The organism is Pantoea stewartii (genome assembly GCF_011044475.1).
In the GTDB taxonomy this organism is placed as follows: Bacteria; Pseudomonadota; Gammaproteobacteria; order Enterobacterales; family Enterobacteriaceae; genus Pantoea; species Pantoea stewartii.
On record NZ_CP049115.1, the window covers coordinates 2,666,336 to 2,684,528 of the forward strand.

General features: G+C 55.9%; 15 protein-coding genes. 7 read left to right on the forward strand and 8 right to left on the reverse strand.

All coding sequences use genetic code 11. The features are described 5' to 3' along the window. Nucleotides 1–110 precede the first annotated feature (110 nt). Nucleotides 111–2,495, forward strand: a complete 2,385-nt coding sequence (locus tag G5574_RS12740; protein WP_164482717.1) for a phosphoketolase family protein — start codon at nt 111–113, stop codon at nt 2,493–2,495. Here the strand turns inward: G5574_RS12740 and G5574_RS12745 are convergent. Next, on the reverse strand, nt 2,492–3,079 hold the full coding sequence (locus G5574_RS12745; protein ID WP_033738356.1) for a LysE family translocator: 588 nt from the start codon (nt 3,077–3,079) through the stop codon (nt 2,492–2,494). The genes G5574_RS12740 and G5574_RS12745 overlap by 4 nt on opposite strands. Before the next feature lie 135 nt (nt 3,080–3,214). Here G5574_RS12745 and G5574_RS12750 point away from each other — a divergent pair, with 135 nt between their 5' ends. After that, entirely contained in the window at nt 3,215–4,705 is a 1,491-nt protein-coding gene (locus G5574_RS12750) for an aminotransferase-like domain-containing protein (protein ID WP_162286661.1), read from the forward strand. Here the strand turns inward: G5574_RS12750 and G5574_RS12755 are convergent. Beyond that, on the reverse strand, nt 4,672–5,295 hold the full coding sequence (locus G5574_RS12755) for a glutathione S-transferase family protein (protein WP_033738317.1): 624 nt from the start codon (nt 5,293–5,295) through the stop codon (nt 4,672–4,674). The two genes, G5574_RS12750 and G5574_RS12755, sit on opposite strands and share 34 nt — an antisense overlap. 105 nt (nt 5,296–5,400) lie before the next feature. Between G5574_RS12755 and G5574_RS12760 the strand changes: the two genes are divergently transcribed. Beyond that, a complete protein-coding gene (locus G5574_RS12760) occupies nt 5,401–6,255 on the forward strand; it encodes a PhzF family phenazine biosynthesis protein (RefSeq protein ID WP_164482718.1) in 855 nt (284 codons plus the stop codon). A gap of 32 nt (nt 6,256–6,287) precedes the next feature. Here the strand turns inward: G5574_RS12760 and G5574_RS12765 are convergent, their stop codons facing one another. After that, nucleotides 6,288–7,046 carry an SDR family NAD(P)-dependent oxidoreductase gene (locus tag G5574_RS12765; RefSeq protein ID WP_006121151.1) on the reverse strand — a complete coding sequence of 253 codons (759 nt, stop codon included), beginning with the start codon at nt 7,044–7,046 and terminating at the stop codon, nt 6,288–6,290. A 115-nt stretch (nt 7,047–7,161) separates the two neighbouring features. On the opposite strand from G5574_RS12765, the gene G5574_RS12770 reads away from it, so the two are divergent. The 3 genes from G5574_RS12770 (at nt 7,162) to G5574_RS12780 (ending at nt 10,711) form a co-directional block, all read left to right on the forward strand. Then, nucleotides 7,162–8,061, forward strand: coding sequence for a LysR family transcriptional regulator (locus G5574_RS12770; RefSeq protein WP_033738321.1), 900 nt, complete (start codon nt 7,162–7,164; stop codon nt 8,059–8,061). A gap of 39 nt (nt 8,062–8,100) precedes the next feature. Further along, a complete protein-coding gene (yhjD, locus tag G5574_RS12775; protein ID WP_110268694.1) occupies nt 8,101–9,117 on the forward strand; it encodes an inner membrane protein YhjD in 1,017 nt (338 codons plus the stop codon). Between the two features lie 262 nt (nt 9,118–9,379). Next, nucleotides 9,380–10,711, forward strand: a complete 1,332-nt coding sequence (locus G5574_RS12780; RefSeq protein ID WP_164482719.1) for an MFS transporter — start codon at nt 9,380–9,382, stop codon at nt 10,709–10,711. Between the two features lie 69 nt (nt 10,712–10,780). Here the strand turns inward: G5574_RS12780 and G5574_RS12785 are convergent, their stop codons facing one another. Beyond that, complete coding sequence (locus G5574_RS12785) at nt 10,781–10,963, reverse strand: type 2 periplasmic-binding domain-containing protein (RefSeq protein WP_244964635.1); 183 nt, start codon at nt 10,961–10,963, stop codon at nt 10,781–10,783. 310 nt (nt 10,964–11,273) lie between these two features. Next, a complete protein-coding gene (gene ilvC / locus G5574_RS12790; RefSeq protein WP_033738325.1) occupies nt 11,274–12,749 on the reverse strand; it encodes a ketol-acid reductoisomerase in 1,476 nt (491 codons plus the stop codon). Nucleotides 12,750–12,910: 161 nt separating this feature from the next. Between ilvC and ilvY the strand changes: the two genes are divergently transcribed. Then, nucleotides 12,911–13,792 carry an HTH-type transcriptional activator IlvY gene (gene ilvY / locus G5574_RS12795; protein WP_164482720.1) on the forward strand — a complete coding sequence of 294 codons (882 nt, stop codon included), beginning with the start codon at nt 12,911–12,913 and terminating at the stop codon, nt 13,790–13,792. On the opposite strand, the gene ilvA is transcribed toward ilvY, so the two are convergent. From ilvA to G5574_RS12810, 3 genes are read right to left on the reverse strand one after another with little or no spacing between them, the layout of a single operon-like run. Next, the gene (gene ilvA / locus G5574_RS12800; protein WP_006121157.1) at nt 13,793–15,340 is read right to left on the reverse strand and encodes a threonine ammonia-lyase, biosynthetic; all 1,548 of its coding nucleotides are present in this window, start codon (nt 15,338–15,340) and stop codon (nt 13,793–13,795) included. It abuts the gene before it with no gap. A 1-nt stretch (nt 15,341) separates the two neighbouring features. Further along, on the reverse strand, nt 15,342–17,192 hold the full coding sequence (gene ilvD / locus G5574_RS12805) for a dihydroxy-acid dehydratase (protein WP_006121158.1): 1,851 nt from the start codon (nt 17,190–17,192) through the stop codon (nt 15,342–15,344). A gap of 60 nt (nt 17,193–17,252) precedes the next feature. Then, nucleotides 17,253–18,182, reverse strand: a complete 930-nt coding sequence (locus tag G5574_RS12810; protein WP_006121159.1) for a branched-chain amino acid transaminase — start codon at nt 18,180–18,182, stop codon at nt 17,253–17,255. Nucleotides 18,183–18,193: the final 11 nt, after the last annotated feature.

An 18,193-nucleotide genomic window follows, 5' to 3' on the forward strand; every position in this document is an offset into this window, starting at 1 on the left:
CTGTCTGAGGCCTCGCTTGCGAGGCCTTTTTGTTTGCCGCTTGCCTGGTTGACTCCCCCATTCTCTATTAGGGTTAGTGCATCGTCTGACGTAATGCAGGAGAAAATGGCATGGCTCAACCGAACACGGCACACGAACTCACGTTACTTGATCGCTACTGGCGCGCCGCTAACTATCTGTCTGTCGGGCAGATTTATTTGATGGACAATCCGCTGTTACGCGAGCCATTGAAGCCAGAGCATATTAAACCGCGCTTACTGGGCCACTGGGGCACCACGCCCGGACTGAATTTTATCTATGCCCATCTGAACCGGATTATTCGTCAGCGCGACCTCAACCTTATTTATGTCTGTGGTCCCGGCCATGGCGGGCCTGGCATGGTTGCGAATACCTGGCTTGAGGGGAGCTATAGCGAAATCTATCCGCATATCCGTCAGGATGCCGACGGCATGCAGAAGCTGTTTAAACAGTTTTCTTTTCCGGGCGGTATTCCCAGTCATGCGGCACCCGAAACCCCGGGCTCGATCAATGAAGGTGGAGAGTTAGGCTACTCACTTTCTCATGCCTTTGGCGCTGTCTTTGATAACCCCGACCTGATCGCGCCCTGCATCATTGGCGACGGCGAAGCCGAAACCGGGCCACTGGCCTCCAGCTGGCACGGGATTAAGTTTCTTAATCCCCAGCGCGACGGTGCCGTGCTGCCCATTCTGCATCTGAATGGTTATAAGATTGCGAATCCAACGATTCTGGGCCGCGCCAGTGACGACGATCTGCGTCAGCTGTTTCGCGGTTACGGCTATGAACCGCTGTTTGTCTGCGGTCATGAACCTGAAGAGATGCATCCGTTGATGGCCGACACGCTGGATCGCGCTTTTTCAGAGATTGCCGGCTTTCAACAGGCCGCCCGGCAGGGCTCACCAATGAAGTCCATTCCCCGCTGGCCGATGATTATCCTGCGCAGCCCTAAAGGCTGGACCGGGCCGAAAACGGTAGACGGCAAGAAAGTGGAAGGTTTCTGGCGGGCGCACCAGGTGCCCGTAGCGGCCTGCCGCGAAAACGAAGACCACCGTAACATTCTGGAAAACTGGCTGCGCAGCTATCAGCCTGACGATCTGTTTGATGAACAGGGGCGGCTTAAGCCGGAACTGCAGGCGTTGGCCCCGCAGGGCGACAAACGTATGGGCGCGTCCCCGTTTGCCAACGGTGGTTTACTTCGCCGTGAATTAGTTACGCCTGATATTCGCGAATTTGCTTTCGATACACAGCAGCCCGGCTCGCAGGCCGGACAGGCAACTGAACAGTTTGGCCGTTATCTTAACGCCCTGTTCCAACGCAATCGGGACAATTTCCGCGTGTTTGGTCCGGATGAAACCGCCTCTAACCGCCTGACGCCGGTATTTGACACCACCAGCCGCACCTGGCTTGAAGCTATTGAGCCTTATGATGAACAGTTGGCCCCCGACGGTCGGGTAATGGAAATTCTCAGTGAACATCAGTGTCAGGGCTGGCTGGAAGGATATCTGCTTACCGGCAGGCACGGATTATTTAACTGCTACGAAGCCTTTATTCACATCATTGACTCGATGTTCAACCAGCATGCCAAATGGTTAAAGGTGACACGCAAGCTGGGCTGGCGTCAGCCCATCTCCTCGCTTAACTATCTGCTGTCTTCTCACGTCTGGCGTCAGGATCATAACGGTTACAGTCATCAGGATCCGGGCTTTATCGATCACGTTGCCAATAAAAAAGCCGACATCGTGCGTATTTACCTGCCGCCCGATGCAAATACGTTGTTATGGGTGGGCGACCACTGTCTGCGAACATGGGACCGCATCAACGTGATTGTGGCCGGCAAACAGCCTGCGCCGCAGTGGCTGGACATGGACAGCGCCATCGCCCATTGCGAGGCCGGAATGGGTGAATGGCACTGGGCCGGCACAACCCCGCAGGGCGCAGAGCCGGATGTGGTGATGGCCTGCGCGGGTGATGTGCCCACCATGGAAACGCTGGCGGCCGTCGATCTGCTGCGAAGTTATCTGCCGGACCTGCGCATTCGGGTGGTTAACGTGGTAGACCTGCTGGCGCTGCAAACGCAGAAACAGCATCCTCACGGCAAGTCAGAAGAGGCGTTTGATGCGCTGTTTACCGCAGACAAGCCGGTGATTTTTGCCTTCCATGGTTACCCCAGTCTGATCCACCGGCTGACCTATCAACGCAATAACCATCGTAATTTCCATGTGCATGGCTTTAATGAAGAGGGCACAACTACCACGCCTTTCGACATGACGGTGCTGAACGAGCTGGATCGCTATCATCTGGCGCTGGCGGCCATCAGGCATATCCCGGGACTTGCCGATCGCCATCCTGAACTGCCTGACGATCTGCAGCGGCGCCTGGCAGAGCATCATCGCTATGTACGGGTCTATGGCGAAGATGTGCCGGAGGTGCAGAACTGGAAGTGGCCCTCCGCCAGCGCCCCCGGCGCACCGGACTAAACCGCTTTCAGGGCATCGGCCAGCATCCAGATCGTCGTTACCACCAGTGACAGCGCCATCAGGCTGTTGAACAGCTGGCGTTTCCAGGCGATTTGCAGGTGACCGCGCAGGCGGTCACCTAACGCCGCCCACAATAATATGCAGGGCAGGTTGAGCAGCATAAAACTCGCCATCACGATCAGGACGTGACTGTTGGCGCTGTACAACAGCGCCACGTTGCTGGCCATTAACCAGGCTTTAGGATTCACCGCCTGAAAGCAGGCACCGCCGAGAAACGTCATCGGCTGAGGCTTGTGCCGGGCCTCAGGTGCAGCCGCACGAAATATTTTCCAGGACAGCCACAGCAGATAGCTACATCCCACCAGCGTAAGCGGCAAGCGGATGGATGCCATCCAGTGCAGCAACAGCTCCAGTGTCATGCCCGCAATAACCGTTTGCAGGCCGCATCCAAGTAAAATGCCAAACACCATCGGCAGCGTCCGGCGCATACCAAAATTCACGCCGGAAGTGGCAAGCAACAGGTTGTTAGGACCCGGCGTAATCGACATCACGGTGACATAACTGAAAAAAGAGGGATCAAGCATCATGGTATTCCTGACAGGGAGACAGAGCACCATGCTACGTTGCGAAAAGTGATGGTAACAGGGACAGGAAATGGCTATTTTGATGGGTACAATCACGCTGATGTCAAACTGTACCTGTCGTGCCAGGAGGCAATTGTGTCCCTTGAAATTCAGCCTGAACAAACGCTTTACCAGCAACTGGCCGATAGCTTCGCAGAGGCCATTCATCAGGGTACTCTCAAGCCTGGTAAGCGCTTACCGGCTATCCGTCGCGTCGCCCAGTCGCACCAGGTGAGCGTGAACACCGTGCTGAATGCCTGGCAGCTGCTGGAGAACCGTGGCCTGATTGAGGCACGACCGCAATCAGGCTATTACGTGCGCGGCGTCCTGCCTGTGGTCACCCGGCATACTCAGCACGCTGCTCGTGTGATACGCGATCCCAGCAACGAAAAGCTGGATTTGATCGATAAAGTGTTCGCCGCGCAGAATCATCCTGATTACATCAATATCTCGCTGGCCTGCCCGCAGGACAGCGAACTGTTCCCCTCGGCCCGGTTAGCCCGCATCACCGCCTCATTGCTACGACGCAATCCCAACCTTATCGGTCGCTATGCGCTTCCGCCCGGTAGTGAGCGCTTACGGGAGGAGATTGCGCGACGCGCATTACATGCGGGCCAGTCACTCACCGCCGATGATATCACCCTCACCCATGGTTGTATGGAGGCGTTGCAGCTGGCATTGCGCGCGGTGACGCAGCCCGGCGACTGCGTAGGGCTGGAATCACCTACCTACTTTTTTTTGTTCCCTTTGCTGGCTTCACTCGGCCTCAAAGCGCTGGAAATCCCCACCGATCCGCAGCGTGGTTTGTCGCTGGATGCGCTGGAAATGCTGCTGCAGGAAGAGCGACTTCAGGCGATTGTGGCGATGCCCACGGCACAAAATCCGCTGGGTTACTGTATGAGCCTGCCCGACAAGAAAAGGCTCGCAAGGTTGGTAAATACTTACAAAGTGCCGCTCATTGAAGACGGCCTTTACGATGAATTGCAGTTTGACTGGCCGCTTTCCCCTGCCGTGAAGGCCTTTGACGAGCAGGGCTGGGTTTTATACTGCACCAGCTTTACCAAAACCGTTGCGCCGGATTTCCGTGTCGGCTGGATTGCGGCCGGACGCTTCCACGATGCTATCGCACGGCTTAAAGCCGTGTCATCGATGGCGGAGTCCGCTCTGCTGTCAGAGACGCTGGCAGAGTTTCTTGCCAATGGCGGTTATGACCATCATCTGCGTAGCCTGCGGCGCTGTTATGCCAGCAATCTGGATGAGGCGCGAGGGTTAATTGCCCAGCATTTTCCCCAGGGCACGCAGGCCACGTTGCCGCGCGGCGGCTTTGTTTTTTGGGTGGAACTGCCGGGCAACGTGAACACGACCGAGATGTTCTCTCGTCTGCTGAAAGAGCAGATCTGCGTGACGCCCGGCGCGCTGTATTCGCTGAGTGAGCGCTATAACCATGCACTGCGCCTCTCGTGCTGCTATCCGTTTACCGATCGCTACATTCGCGCTATCGCCCGCGTCGGTGCCATCGCCTGTGAACTTGCGGGCCTGCCGCCGGGTCGGGCTCAGGGCGTTCCGTTCCGTCCCCAGATTGTATAACCATGACGTTCAGTCAGACGCTCGTAATAGGTCCGGACAGCCGGCAGGTCGGGATGATCCAGCGGGGTTTCAAACCAGCGGTTCACGGCAAGGCCAATCGGGATATCCGCCAGCGTGAAGTTGCGTCCGGCGACATAGCGACCGGTGTGCTCCAGCTGCTGGTTGAGAATCCCCATGGTATGGGACCAGCCTTTGCAGGCCGCAGCTAACAGCCGGGGATCCTGATGCGCGGGCGAATGGCGCACCAGCGACATAAAGGCATAGCGCCACGAGGTGTTAAGTTCGGTTGATTGCCAGTCCATCCACTGATCCACCGGCGCGCGCGCGCGCGGATTTTCCGGGTAAAGCCACTCGCCGCCATAGGCCGTGGCCAGATAGCGCAAAATAGCGTTGGATTCCCACATGACAAAGTCGTCGTCGAGTAATACCGGGATCATGGCATTGGGATTAAGCGCCATAAATTCTGGCGAGTGAGTGGATTTGAAACCTTCGCCCCACTCTTCGCGTTCGTAAAGCAGGTCCAGCTCGTCACACAGCCATAATACTTTGCGCACATTGATTGAGGAGGCGCGTCCAAGAATTTTTAACATAGCAGGCTCCATCCGGTTGCTTAACTTATTCATAGCCCTGTTAACTGACATAAGCAATTGCCCGGGCATGAAAAAACCGCTTTATCTCAATGAAAAGGAGTGACAATGAAGGTTGCGTTTAAACAAGTGGACGTTTTCACCTCGATTGCGTTCAACGGCAATCCGCTGGCCGTCATCATGGATGCGCAGGGCCTCGACGACAGCCAGATGGCGGCGATTGCACGCTGGACCAACTTATCCGAGACGACCTTTGTCCTGCCGCCAGAAGACAGCCAGGCTGACTACCGCGTGCGCATCTTCACCGTACAGGGCGAGCTACCGTTTGCAGGTCATCCCACGCTGGGCACCGCCCATGCCTTGCTTGAGGCGGGCTGGAAAACCAACACACCAGGCAGGATGGTGCAGCAGTGCGGCGTCGGCAATGTGGTGGTGACAATCGCATCCGATGGTACGCTGGCTTTTGCCGCGCCCAGCGCCACCCTGACGCCCTACCACGATGCCCTGATCAGCACAGCATTAAACAGCGACGCGCTGGATCATTCACAGCCTGTCACCGTGGCGGATATGGGCATTCGCTGGTTGCTTATCCCGATGGTCAGTGCCGAGGCGGTGCGCGCCGTCATACCCGACGTCAACGATCTTGAGCGGTTAATTACCCACGCCAGCGTGGATGGTGTAATGCCCTTTGGCCCGCTGCCCTCGGGAGAAGCAGAACAGTATGAAGTGCGGGGATTACTGGTTGAGCACGGCAGCCTGACAGAAGATCCGATTACCGGCAGCGCAAATGCCTGCCTGGCGCGCTACTTCGCGGCTCAGGGTAAACCGCACAATTACCGCGTTCGTCAGGGCACGCAGGTCAGACGTCAGGGCCGGGTGAACGTGGCTTATGAGGGCGAAACCATCTGGATTGGCGGAAAAACAGTGACGATCGTTGAGGGCTCAATTGACGTTACGCCCTGAGACACGACAGGGCGACGGGGTCGCCCTTACTGTTACAGTCCCTGCCCGCCCGATGCTTCGATGCGTTGCGCGGTGATCCAGCCGGTTTCCTCGCTCAGAATGGCGCAAATGGCGTCGCCAATATCATCAGGTAATCCGACCCGCCCCAGAGCGGTCAACGCAGCGATGCTTTCATTCACGGCTTTATCGTCACGTACCCGTCCACCGCCAAAATCCGTTTCAATCGCGCCCGGCGCCAGGATATTAACGCGGATTCGACGTTCCCCCAGCTCTTTGGCCTGGTAACGGGTCAGCACTTCCATCGCCCCTTTCATCGCCGCATAGGTGCCCGAGCCAGGATAGGTCAGGCGCGTTAATCCACTGGAGATATTCAGAATGCGCCCGCCGTCGCTGATAACAGGCAGCAGTTTTTGCGTCAGGAAGTACGGCCCTTTGAAATGCACATTCATAAGCGCATCAAATTCCGCTTCCGTCGTCTCGGCAAAAGGTTTGTAGTGACCATGCCCGGCATTGTTCACTAAATAATCAAATGTCTCACGCTGCCAGTGCTGCTGTAAGGTGTTTTTGACATCAGAAATGAAGCGGTCGAACTGGCTAACATCACCCACATCCAGCTGTAGCGCTATGGCGCGGCCGCCTGCGCGCTCAACAGCGTTGACGACGTCCTGTGCTTCGTTTTGATGATTGCGGTACGTCAGGATGATATCCCGGCCTTTTGCCGCCAGTTTTAGCGCTGCATTCTTGCCTAAACCGCGATTTGCGCCCGTAATCAAGACGATTTTACGATTCATGTTGATTTCCTGTTGCAAAATTGAACACAGATTCAGGATATTCGTTAAAAATTGTTCTATAAACGCTTAAAAATGCGCAGCACTGTTCCACTTAAAACAACAATCGGCAGGCCATATGGATAAAATTCATGCAATGCAGGTGTTCGTCAGAGTTGCAGAGATGGGCAGTTTTACGGCGGCGGCTGACAGCCTTGGGTTACCAAAAGGCAGCGTATCACGGCAAATTCAGGCGCTGGAGAATCTGATGGGCACACGGCTGCTGCATCGAACTACCCGCCGCGTGCAGCTTACTCAGGATGGCCTGGTGTACTATGATCGCTGTCTTGATTTGCTGGCGATGATTGGCGATATGGACAGCCTGTTTCAGCACGATCCCGCGACGTTAAGTGGCAAACTGCGGGTCGACATGTCCGTGGCAATGGCGAGCGATCTTATTCTTCCGCGTCTGCCTGAATTCCTTCAGCACTATCCTGGCGTGGAAATTGAACTCAGCAGCAACGATCGCCAGGTTGACGTCATTCGCGAAGGTTTTGACTGTGTGATTCGCGTTGGCGAGCTAAAGGATTCGGGACTGATCGCCCGCCGTATAGGCACGCACACCTTGATTAACTGTGCCAGTCCTGACTATCTGGCGCGTTTTGGCAGGCCGATTCGGCTTGAGGAGCTGTCGCAGCATGCAATGGTGCATTACAGCCAGCCGTTAGGTCAGGCGGCGCAGGGCTTCGAATACTTCGATGGTAAGCAGTGCCACTATGTGCACACGGGCGGCGTCGTGACGGTGAACAGCACCGAAACCTACCGCGCCGCCTGCCTTGCGGGCCTGGGCATTATTCAGGTGCCGACGGTGGGCATCCAAAAATATCTGGAAAGCGGTCAACTGGTCGAGGTGCTCCATGCGTTCCCGGCCAAACCGATGCCCATTCACTTGCTCTATCCCCATCGCCGGAATGTCGCGCGTCGGGTTCGGGTGTTTATGGAGTGGTTAAGTCAGGTGCTCCAGGAGTATGTCACCTGACAGGCTATAATGTGATTTTAAGGTTCAACAGGAAAGTGAATGTCTATGACAGACGAGCAGGACAACGTAAAAGACGCCAAACCGCTGATCGATATTAAAACCGGCAACAAGTCCGTCGATCGCTCCATCGTGCGCGTATCACGCTTCGCCGCCTGGTTCCAGGCGATACCGGCGGTAGCGCACTTTATTCGCGCGCTGGATCGGTTTAACGATCGCCTCGGCAGCCAGTTTGGTGCCGCCATTACCTATTTTTCGTTTCTGTCGCTCATCCCCATTTTAATGGTGTCTTTTGCTGCCGTGGGTTTCGTGCTGGCCTCGAATCCGGACCTCCTGACCGATATCATCAACAAAATCGTCAGCAGCATCAGCGATCCGTCGCTGGCGACCACGTTAAAAAACACCGTGAACACGGCCATTCAGCAACGCGCAACCGTGGGCATCACCGGTTTGTTGCTGGCGTTGTATTCCGGTCTCAACTGGATGGGGAATTTACGCGAGGCTATTCGCGCGCAGTCACGCGACGTCTGGGAGCGTCAACCTGACGATAAAGAGAAGATCTGGAAACGCTATATTCGCGACTTCTTGTCTCTGACCGGCCTGATGCTGGCGCTGGTGATTACTTTGTCACTGACCTCCGTCGCCGGTTCCGCCCAGGCGACTATCGTTAATGCGTTAGGGCTGGATGGCATTGAATGGTTGCGCCCGGCACTGACGATCATCGCGACGTCCATCTCTGTACTGGCAAATTATCTGCTGTTTCTGTGGATTTTCTGGATTCTGCCTCGCCATAAACCGCGCAAAAAAGCCTTGCTGCGTGGCACCTTACTGGCGGCCATCGGGTTTGAAGTCATTAAGTTTGTGATGACGTTGACGCTGCCGAAACTCGCCAGCTCGCCCTCGGGTGCGGCTTTTGGCTCGGTGTTGGGGCTGATGGCGTTCTTCTATTTCTTTGCCCGCCTGACATTGTTCTGCGCGGCCTGGATTGCCACCGCCAAATACAAAGACGATCCACGCATGCCTGAAAAAGGCGCAATGGCCACCCACGAACAGCAGTAACCAGCGAAAAACCCCTGCCCCCGGTTATTTATCAGCCACTTTACAGCATGAATAACCAGGGGGTCACTTTTCTTCAGCGCTTTCACAGAGTATCTCGCCATGTTTATCTCTGTTAACGCTGCCATTCTCCGACATTTCACATCAGGCAAAGATTTTCTACTTTTAGGCAGAGAAAGCCGCGGCTGACGCGGTTTCCAGCCATTGAATGCCGCTATACAGGTGCGTAAGATTCCTTAACGGTATTTAAAAATAAGAAACATTTATGCAAGCCTCCATCTCAGAAACTCTTGATAAACAACATGAGCCAACGCCAGTGAACTCACGCAGTAAAGTCGTTATTGCTTCACTGGTCGGCACCGCCATCGAATTTTTCGATTTCTATATTTATGCCACCGCCGCGGTCATTGTCTTTCCGCATATCTTTTTTCCTCAGGGTGATGCCACTGTCGCCACGCTACAGTCACTGGCGACCTTCGCGATTGCGTTCGTTGCCCGCCCTATCGGCTCAGCGCTGTTTGGTCACTTCGGTGACCGTGTCGGTCGTAAAGCCACCCTGGTAGCCTCGCTGCTGACCATGGGGATCTCTACCGTGGTCATCGGTTTGTTACCCAGCTATCAGAGCATTGGCGTTCTGGCCCCGCTGCTGTTAGCACTGGCCCGCTTTGGTCAGGGCCTGGGACTCGGCGGCGAATGGGGCGGTGCGGCCCTGCTGGCCACGGAAAATGCGCCAGCCAAAAAGCGTGCGCTGTACGGTTCCTTCCCGCAGTTGGGTGCGCCCATTGGATTCTTTTTTGCCAACGGCACCTTCCTGCTGCTCTCCTGGTTGCTGACCGACGAGCAGTTTATGCAGTGGGGCTGGCGCGTGCCTTTTGTACTGTCTGCCGTGCTGGTCCTGATTGGCCTGTATGTGCGCGTGTCGCTACATGAAAGTCCGGTCTTTGCCAAAGTGCAGAAAGAGAAGAAGCAGGTGCGCGTGCCGATTGCCTCACTTCTGAGCAAACATCTGACGGCGACCATTCTGGGCACCTTCATCATGCTTGCCACCTACACGCTGTTTTACATCATGACGGTTTACTCAATGAGTTACGGCACCGCCGCCGCGCCTGCGGGGCTGGGCATCTCACGTAACAGCATGCTGTGGATGTTGATGATGGCGGTCATTGGCTTCGGCGTGATGGTCCCCATCGCGGGCCTGCTGGCTGACCGCTTTGGTCGCCGGAAAACCATGATCACCATTACGCTGATGATTATTGGTTTCTCATTCCTGTTCCCTGTGATGCTGGGTTCCGGCTCTCAGGCGCTGGTGATGGCCTTCCTGCTGCTGGGATTAAGCATCATGGGCCTGACATTTGGCCCGATGGGTGCGCTGCTGCCCGAGCTGTTCCTGACAGAAGTGCGCTATACCGGCGCGTCGTTCTCATACAACCTGTCGTCGATTCTGGGTGCCTCCGTTGCGCCATATATCGCAACCTGGCTGAACGTGCACTACGGCTTATATGCCGTCGGATTGTACCTGGCCTCTATGGCCTTCCTGACGCTGATCGCCCTGATTGCCTGTAAAGAAACCCGGCATCAAACGCTGTATGAAGTGTGATCTCAGGTCACGCTCATAAAAAACCCGGCTCAGGCCGGGTTTTTTATGCGTTTTCGCGGCGAAAGCGCGCTATTTCGACTTAAGCCAGGCCATAAAATCATCGATAAAAACCCGGGTTTTTAGCGGCAGCAGACGGTTGGGTAAGGTGATGGCCCAGGGCGTCATCGGTGTTGTGTTTTCACTGTGCCAGTCCGGCCAAACACGACGCAGTGGACCATTAAGCAGATAGCCGTTTGCGATAAATCTACACACATTGCGCAGCCAGACTCTTCCCGAAGCGCATTTGGGGAAAAGGCGGGGACTGACTGAATGCCGACCCGATCCGCAGCGCACGGCTGTCGCTTCTGTCGCCGTATGCTATGCCCTCAGACATCATCACGAGTATTTTGCTGGCAACCTTACGGCTGGCGTGTTCCTTATTCTTGCCGGGTGTCAGTATGTTGGTTACAGGAGCCTTTTACCGCCTGTTATCGTGTCGCCAGGCGCATGCTAAAACAAAAAGGCGCAGCCAGATGGCTGCGCCTTTTTGTCTTACATTTGCTGAAAACGGTGGTGGTGCGACTTAGCCTGCAACCGCGATGCGTTTCATATCGGTCATGTAACCACGCAGTTTGCGGCCAACCTGCTCGATAGGATGCTGACGAATGGCTTCATTAACGTCGCGCAGTTGGGCGTTATCCACCTGCGTGCCGTCAATAGCTTTACCCAGATCGCCCGGCTGCAGTGAGGCCATAAACTCTTTCAGCAGCGGCACCGCCGCAAAAGAGAACAGGTAGTTACCGTACTCAGCGGTATCAGAAATAACCACGTTCATTTCATACAGGCGTTTACGGGCAATGGTGTTCGCGATCAGCGGCAGCTCGTGCAGTGACTCGTAGTAAGCCGACTCTTCGATGATGCCAGCATCTACCATGGTTTCAAATGCCAGCTCAACGCCCGCTTTGACCATGGCAACCATGACAACGCCTTTGTCGTAGTATTCTTGCTCTTCGATTTTGCCGTCGAACTGAGGGGCGGTTTCGAACGCGGTTTTACCGGTCTCTTCGCGCCAGGTCAGCAGCTTCTTATCGTCATTCGCCCAGTCCGCCATCATGCCAGCAGAGAAATCGCCTGAAATGATGTCATCCATATGCTTCTGGAACAGAGGAGCCATGATGGTTTTCAGCTGCTCAGACAGTGCGTAAGCACGCAGTTTCGCCGGATTAGACAGGCGATCCATCATCAGCGTAATGCCGCCAAATTTCAGGGATTCGGTGATGGTTTCCCAGCCAAACTGAATCAGTTTCTCGGTGTACGCCGCATCGTGACCTTCAGCCACCAGCTTATCGAAGCACAGCAGAGAACCGGCCTGCAGCATACCGCACAGAATGGTCTGCTCACCCATCAGGTCAGATTTCACTTCCGCAACGAAAGAGGATTCCAGCACGCCAGCGCGGTCGCCACCGGTGGCAGAAGCCCAGGCTTTAGCGATAGCCATACCTTCACCTTTCGGATCGTTTTCCGGGTGAACCGCGATCAGCGTCGGTACCCCGAAGCCACGCTTGTATTCTTCACGGACTTCGGTGCCCGGACACTTCGGCGCCACCATAACGACGGTGATATCTTTACGGATGGTTTCGCCCACTTCGACAATGTTGAAGCCGTGTGAATAGCCCAGCGCGGCACCGTCTTTCATCAGTGGCTGTACAGCCTGAACAACGGCGGAGTGCTGTTTGTCTGGCGTCAGGTTAACCACCAGGTCCGCCTGAGGAATCAGTTCTTCGTAAGTGCCCACTTTGAAACCGTTGTCGGTGGCTTTGCGATACGAGGCACGTTTTTCGGCGATGGCTTCTGCACGCAGGGCATAAGAAACATCCAGACCGGAATCGCGCATGTTCAGGCCCTGGTTCAGGCCCTGCGCACCACAGCCCACAATCACAATCTTTTTGCCTTTCAGGAAGCTGGCGCCATCCGCGAACTCGTCACGCCCCATAAAACGACATTTGCCCAGTTGCGCTAACTGGTTGCGCAGATTCAGTGTGTTGAAGTAATTAGCCATGGGTACTCCGGTTAAATGTTGTGTTTGCTTTTGTCTGTTGACGGCGTGAGATTCAGCGCCGCGAATGACCCCATCATATGACAGGATTTCTGTTGCTTAAATTGATATATTAACAACATTACATTGCAATAATCGCAATGCATTCCTGAGGTGGAACCTGTATGGATTTACGCGATCTCAAATTGTTTTTACATCTGGCAGAAAGCTGCCATTTTGGCCGCACCGCACGGGCCATGCACGTCAGTCCGTCCACGCTGTCACGCCAGATTCAGCGGCTGGAAGAAGATGTCGGCCACGCGTTGTTTCTGCGTGATAACCGCACCGTCACGTTCACCGAAGCGGGCGAAAGACTGAAATTATTTGCACAACAAACCTTACTGCAGTATCAGCAATTGCGCCATGCCATGGATCTCAACGGTCCGTCACTCAGTGGTGAACTGCGCCTGTTTTGCTCGGTGACCGCCGCGTACAGCCATCTGCCGCCCATTCTGGATCGCTTCCGCGCCGAGCATCCTCAGGTGGAAATCAAACTGACTACCGGCGATGCGGCCGATGCGATTGAAATGGTCCAGTCGGGCAATGCCGATCTGGCGATTGCCGGTCGACCTGAATCGCTGCCTGCCAGCATTGATTTCACCACGCTGGGGCTGTTGCCGCTGGGGCTGATTGCGCCTGCACTGCCCTGTCCGGTGCGCAGTCAGGCGACAGAAGAGGCACCGGACTGGTCACAGATTCCGTTTATCCTGCCCGAGCAGGGACCGGTCCGGCGGGCGATCGAGCTATGGTTCCGCCGTCATCGCATCGTTAACCCATTGATTTATGCGACCGTTGCCGGTCATGAAGCAATCGTGTCGATGGTAGCGCTGGGCTGTGGGATTGCGCTGCTGCCGGATGTGGTGCTGGAGAACAGCCCTGAGCCGGTACGAAACCGTGTGCTGCCGCTGGAAAGCGTGGCGTCCGTCGCACCGCTGGAGCTGGGTGTTTGTGTACAAAAAAAGCGGCTCGGAGAGCCGCTTATCAGTGCATTCTGGCACCAGCTATAGTTACTGGCCTGCCAGGAAGAAGCGGAATGCCGGGTTATGCGTTTCGTCGTGGAAATCGTAACCCAGATCGGCAAGGTGCTCTTCAAAACGTGGTTCGTCGTTGCCAAGCTCGAAGGCCGTGAGGACCCGGCCGTAATCCGTGCCGTGGCTACGGTAATGGAACAGTGAGATATTCCAGTGCGTGCCCAGCGTTTGCAGAAACTTAAGCAATGCGCCGGGCGCTTCCGGAAACTCAAAGCTGAACAGGCGCTCACGCAGCGGCTTGGAAGGCCGTCCACCCACCATGTAACGCACGTGCAGCTTCGCCATCTCATCGTCAGACAGATCCACCACCTGATAGCCGTTTTCCGTTAACTGGCTGATGATCTCTGCGCGCTCATCCATCCCGCGCGTCAGCCGCACGCCCACAAAAATGCAGGCTTTGTCGGTGTCGGCATAGCGATAGTTAAACTCGGTAATTGAGCGACCACCCAACGTCTGACAAAACTTCAGGAAGCTGCCCTGCTGTTCCGGGATCGTGACCGCCAGCAGAGCTTCGCGTTGTTCACCCAGCTCACAACGTTCAGAAACGTAGCGCAAACCATGGAAGTTAACGTTAGCCCCCGACAACACGTGCGCCAGGCGTTCGCCCTGAATATCGTGCTGCTGGACGTATTTCTTCATGCCCGCCAACGCCAGCGCGCCTGAAGGTTCTGCCACGGCGCGCACATCTTCAAACAGATCTTTCATTGCCGCGCAGATCGCATCGCTGTCCACGGTGACGATATCGTCGAGATATTCCTGGCACAGGCGGAAAGTTTCGTTACCGATGCGCTTCACGGCCACACCTTCGGCGAACAAGCCCACGCGCGGTAAATCCACCGGCTCACCAGCCTCCAGCGCCGCTTTCAGGCAGGCCGAGTCTTCTGACTCAACAGCGATCACTTTGATTTGCGGCATCAGCTGCTTGATGAGCACCGCCACGCCCGCGGCCAGACCGCCGCCGCCCACCGGAACAAAAACCCGATCGAGATGTGCGTCCTGCTGCAGCAGTTCCATCGCCAGCGTGCCTTGTCCGGCGATGACCGCCGGATGGTCAAACGGTGGCACAAAGGTGTAACCCTGCTGCGTCGCCAGTTCAATGGCTTTGGCTTTCGCCTCGTCAAAGTTGGCACCATACAGGAAGGCTTCACCGCCAAATGCACGCACCGCATCCACCTTGATGTCCGCTGTCGCCAGCGGCATGACGATCAGCGACTTGATGCCCAGCTTCGTCGCCGATAACGCAACGCCCTGGGCGTGGTTACCGGCCGACGCGGTGACAACACCGCGTGCTTTCTGCTCTTCATCAAGGCCGGCAATCATCGCGTAGGCACCGCGCAGTTTAAAACTGTGCACCGGCTGGCGATCTTCTCGCTTCACCAGAATGGTATTGCCCAGACGTGCAGAGATTTTTTCCATCTTCTGCAGTGGGGTAACCTGTGCCACTTCGTATACCGGTGAACGTAACACCGCACGCAGATACTCGGCACCGCAGGGCGCCTCGGGTAGCGGTTGAGCCTCAGCCATCTTAGCCTCCCAGCTTACTCTTATCGCGCACAGCACCTTTATCGGCGCTGGTCGCGAGCGATGCATAGGCGCGCAGGGCAAACGACACGTCGCGCTGACGGTTCATCGGCGTATAAGCTGCGTCGCCACGGGCTTCCTGTTCTTCACGGCGGGCATGCAGTTCATTATCCGGTACGGCCAGTCTGATACCGCGGTTTGGGATATCGATATCGATGATATCGCCATCTTTCACCAGCGCGATGGTGCCGCCGTTAGCGGCTTCAGGTGAGGCGTGACCAATTGACAGGCCAGAGGTGCCGCCAGAGAAGCGACCGTCGGTGATCAGAGCACAACTTTTACCCAGCCCCATCGACTTCAGGTAAGTGGTGGGATACAGCATTTCCTGCATGCCCGGCCCACCTTTTGGCCCTTCGTAACGGATCACAACCACGTCACCCGCTACCACTTTGCCACCGAGGATAGCTTCCACAGCGTCATCCTGGCTTTCATAAACTTTGGCCGGGCCGCTGAACGTCAGAATCTCTTTATCGACGCCCGCGGTTTTTACGATACAGCCATCTTCGGCAATGTTGCCGTAGAGCACGGCCAGACCACCATCCTGGGAATAGGCATGTTCGCGCGTACGGATACAGCCTTCAGCGCGGTCATCATCCAGCGTGTCCCAACGGCAACTTTGCGAAAACGCCTGAGTCGTTCGAATACCGGCTGGCCCCGCACGGAACATGTCCTTCACCGCCTGATCCTGAGTCAGCATGATGTCGTACTGATCGAGCGTTTCACGCAGGCTCTGCTGCAGAATGTTACGGGCGCTGGTGTCAATCAGCCCGGCACGATCCAGCTCGCCGAGAATACCGATGACGCCACCCGCACGGTGCACATCTTCCATGTGATATTTCGGCGTGCTTGGTGCTACCTTGCACAACTGAGGAACTTTGCGTGACAGGCGATCGATATCAGAGATGTTAAAGTCCACCTCACCTTCCTGCGCGGCGGCCAGCAGGTGCAGAACGGTATTTGTAGAGCCGCCCATGGCGATATCCAGCGTCATGGCATTTTCAAACGCGGCTTTGGTGGCGATGTTGCGCGGCAGCATATTCACATCATCCTGCTCGTAATAGCGTTTGGTCAGGCTGACGATGCGCTTACCGGCGTTAATGAACAGCGCTTTACGGTCGGCATGGGTGGCCAACAGTGAACCGTTACCCGGTTGTGACAGGCCGAGGGCTTCGGTCAGGCAATTCATTGAGTTTGCGGTGAACATGCCCGAACAGGAGCCGCAGGTTGGACAGGCGGAGCGTTCAATCTGCTCGCTGTCAGCATCGCTGACGTTCGGGTTAGCCCCCTGGATCATGGCATCCACCAGATCCAGCTTGATGATCTGATCGGACAGTTTGGTTTTACCGGCTTCCATTGGGCCGCCGGAAACAAAGATCACCGGAATATTCAGGCGCAGCGCGGCCATCAACATGCCGGGGGTGATTTTGTCGCAGTTTGAAATGCAGACCATGGCATCAGCACAGTGCGCGTTCACCATGTACTCGACAGAGTCGGCAATCAGCTCACGTGAAGGCAGAGAATACAGCATGCCGCCATGGCCCATGGCAATACCGTCGTCCACCGCGATCGTGTTGAACTCTTTGGCCACGCCACCTGCCGCTTCGATTTGCTCGGCAACCAGCTTACCCAGGTCACGCAGGTGTACGTGGCCCGGCACAAACTGGGTGAATGAGTTAACGACGGCGATAATCGGTTTGCCGAAATCATCGTCGGTCATTCCTGTTGCGCGCCAGAGGGCACGGGCACCAGCCATGTTGCGGCCGTGGGTGGTGGTAGCGGAACGGTATTTAGGCATGCTCTTTACTCCAGTCAAAATAAGATCGCGGACATCCAGCGACATCCGCGCAAGGTCTGGTTATGCGTTAACCGGGTCCAGCCAGCCCCATTTGTCTTCGGTCTCGCCGGTAAACAGGCCAAAGAATGCCTGCTGAATGCGTTTGGTGACGGGCCCACATTTGCCTTCGCCAACCTGAATGCGATCCACGCTGCGTACCGGGGTGATTTCTGCCGCCGTGCCGGACATAAAGACTTCGTCAGCCAGGTACAGAGATTCACGAGACAGTGCCTGTTCACGCACTTCGATGCCCATATTACGCGCCAGCGTGATGATGGCATCGCGGGTGATGCCCGGCAGTGCAGAGGAGGTAAACGGCGGGGTAAACAGCACGCCATCTTTCACTTCAAACAGATTTTCGCCTGCGCCTTCTGAAATCAGGCCATTGGTATCCAGCGCAATGCCTTCCTGATAGCCATGGCGGCGCGCCTCACTGCCTACCAGCAGGGAAGACAGATAGTTGCCGCCCGCTTTTGCTGCGGTTGGCAATGTGTTTGGCGCAACGCGGTTCCATGAAGACACCATGGCATCAATGCCGTTTTCCAGCGCTTCAGCACCCAGGTAAGCGCCCCACGGGAACGCTGCAACAATCACATCCGTGGTGAAGCCATCCGGCGGGTTCACGCCCAGACCGACATCGCCCACGAAAGCCAGCGGACGGATGTAGGCGCTTTTCAGGTTGTTCACGCGAATCACTTCACGGCAGGCTTCCATCAGTTCATCAACGCTGTGCCTGATCGGGAAACGGTAAATTTTGGCGGAATCGTGCAGACGCTGCATGTGCTCGCGGTGACGGAAGACGACCGGGCCTTTGTGTGAGTCGTAGCAGCGCACGCCTTCAAATACCGAGGTGCCGTAATGCAGAGCGTGAGACATCACGCTGACTTTCGCCTCTTCCCACTTAACCATTTCGCCGTTGAACCAAATGAAATCTGCTTTCTTGGTGCTCATTATTATTTCCT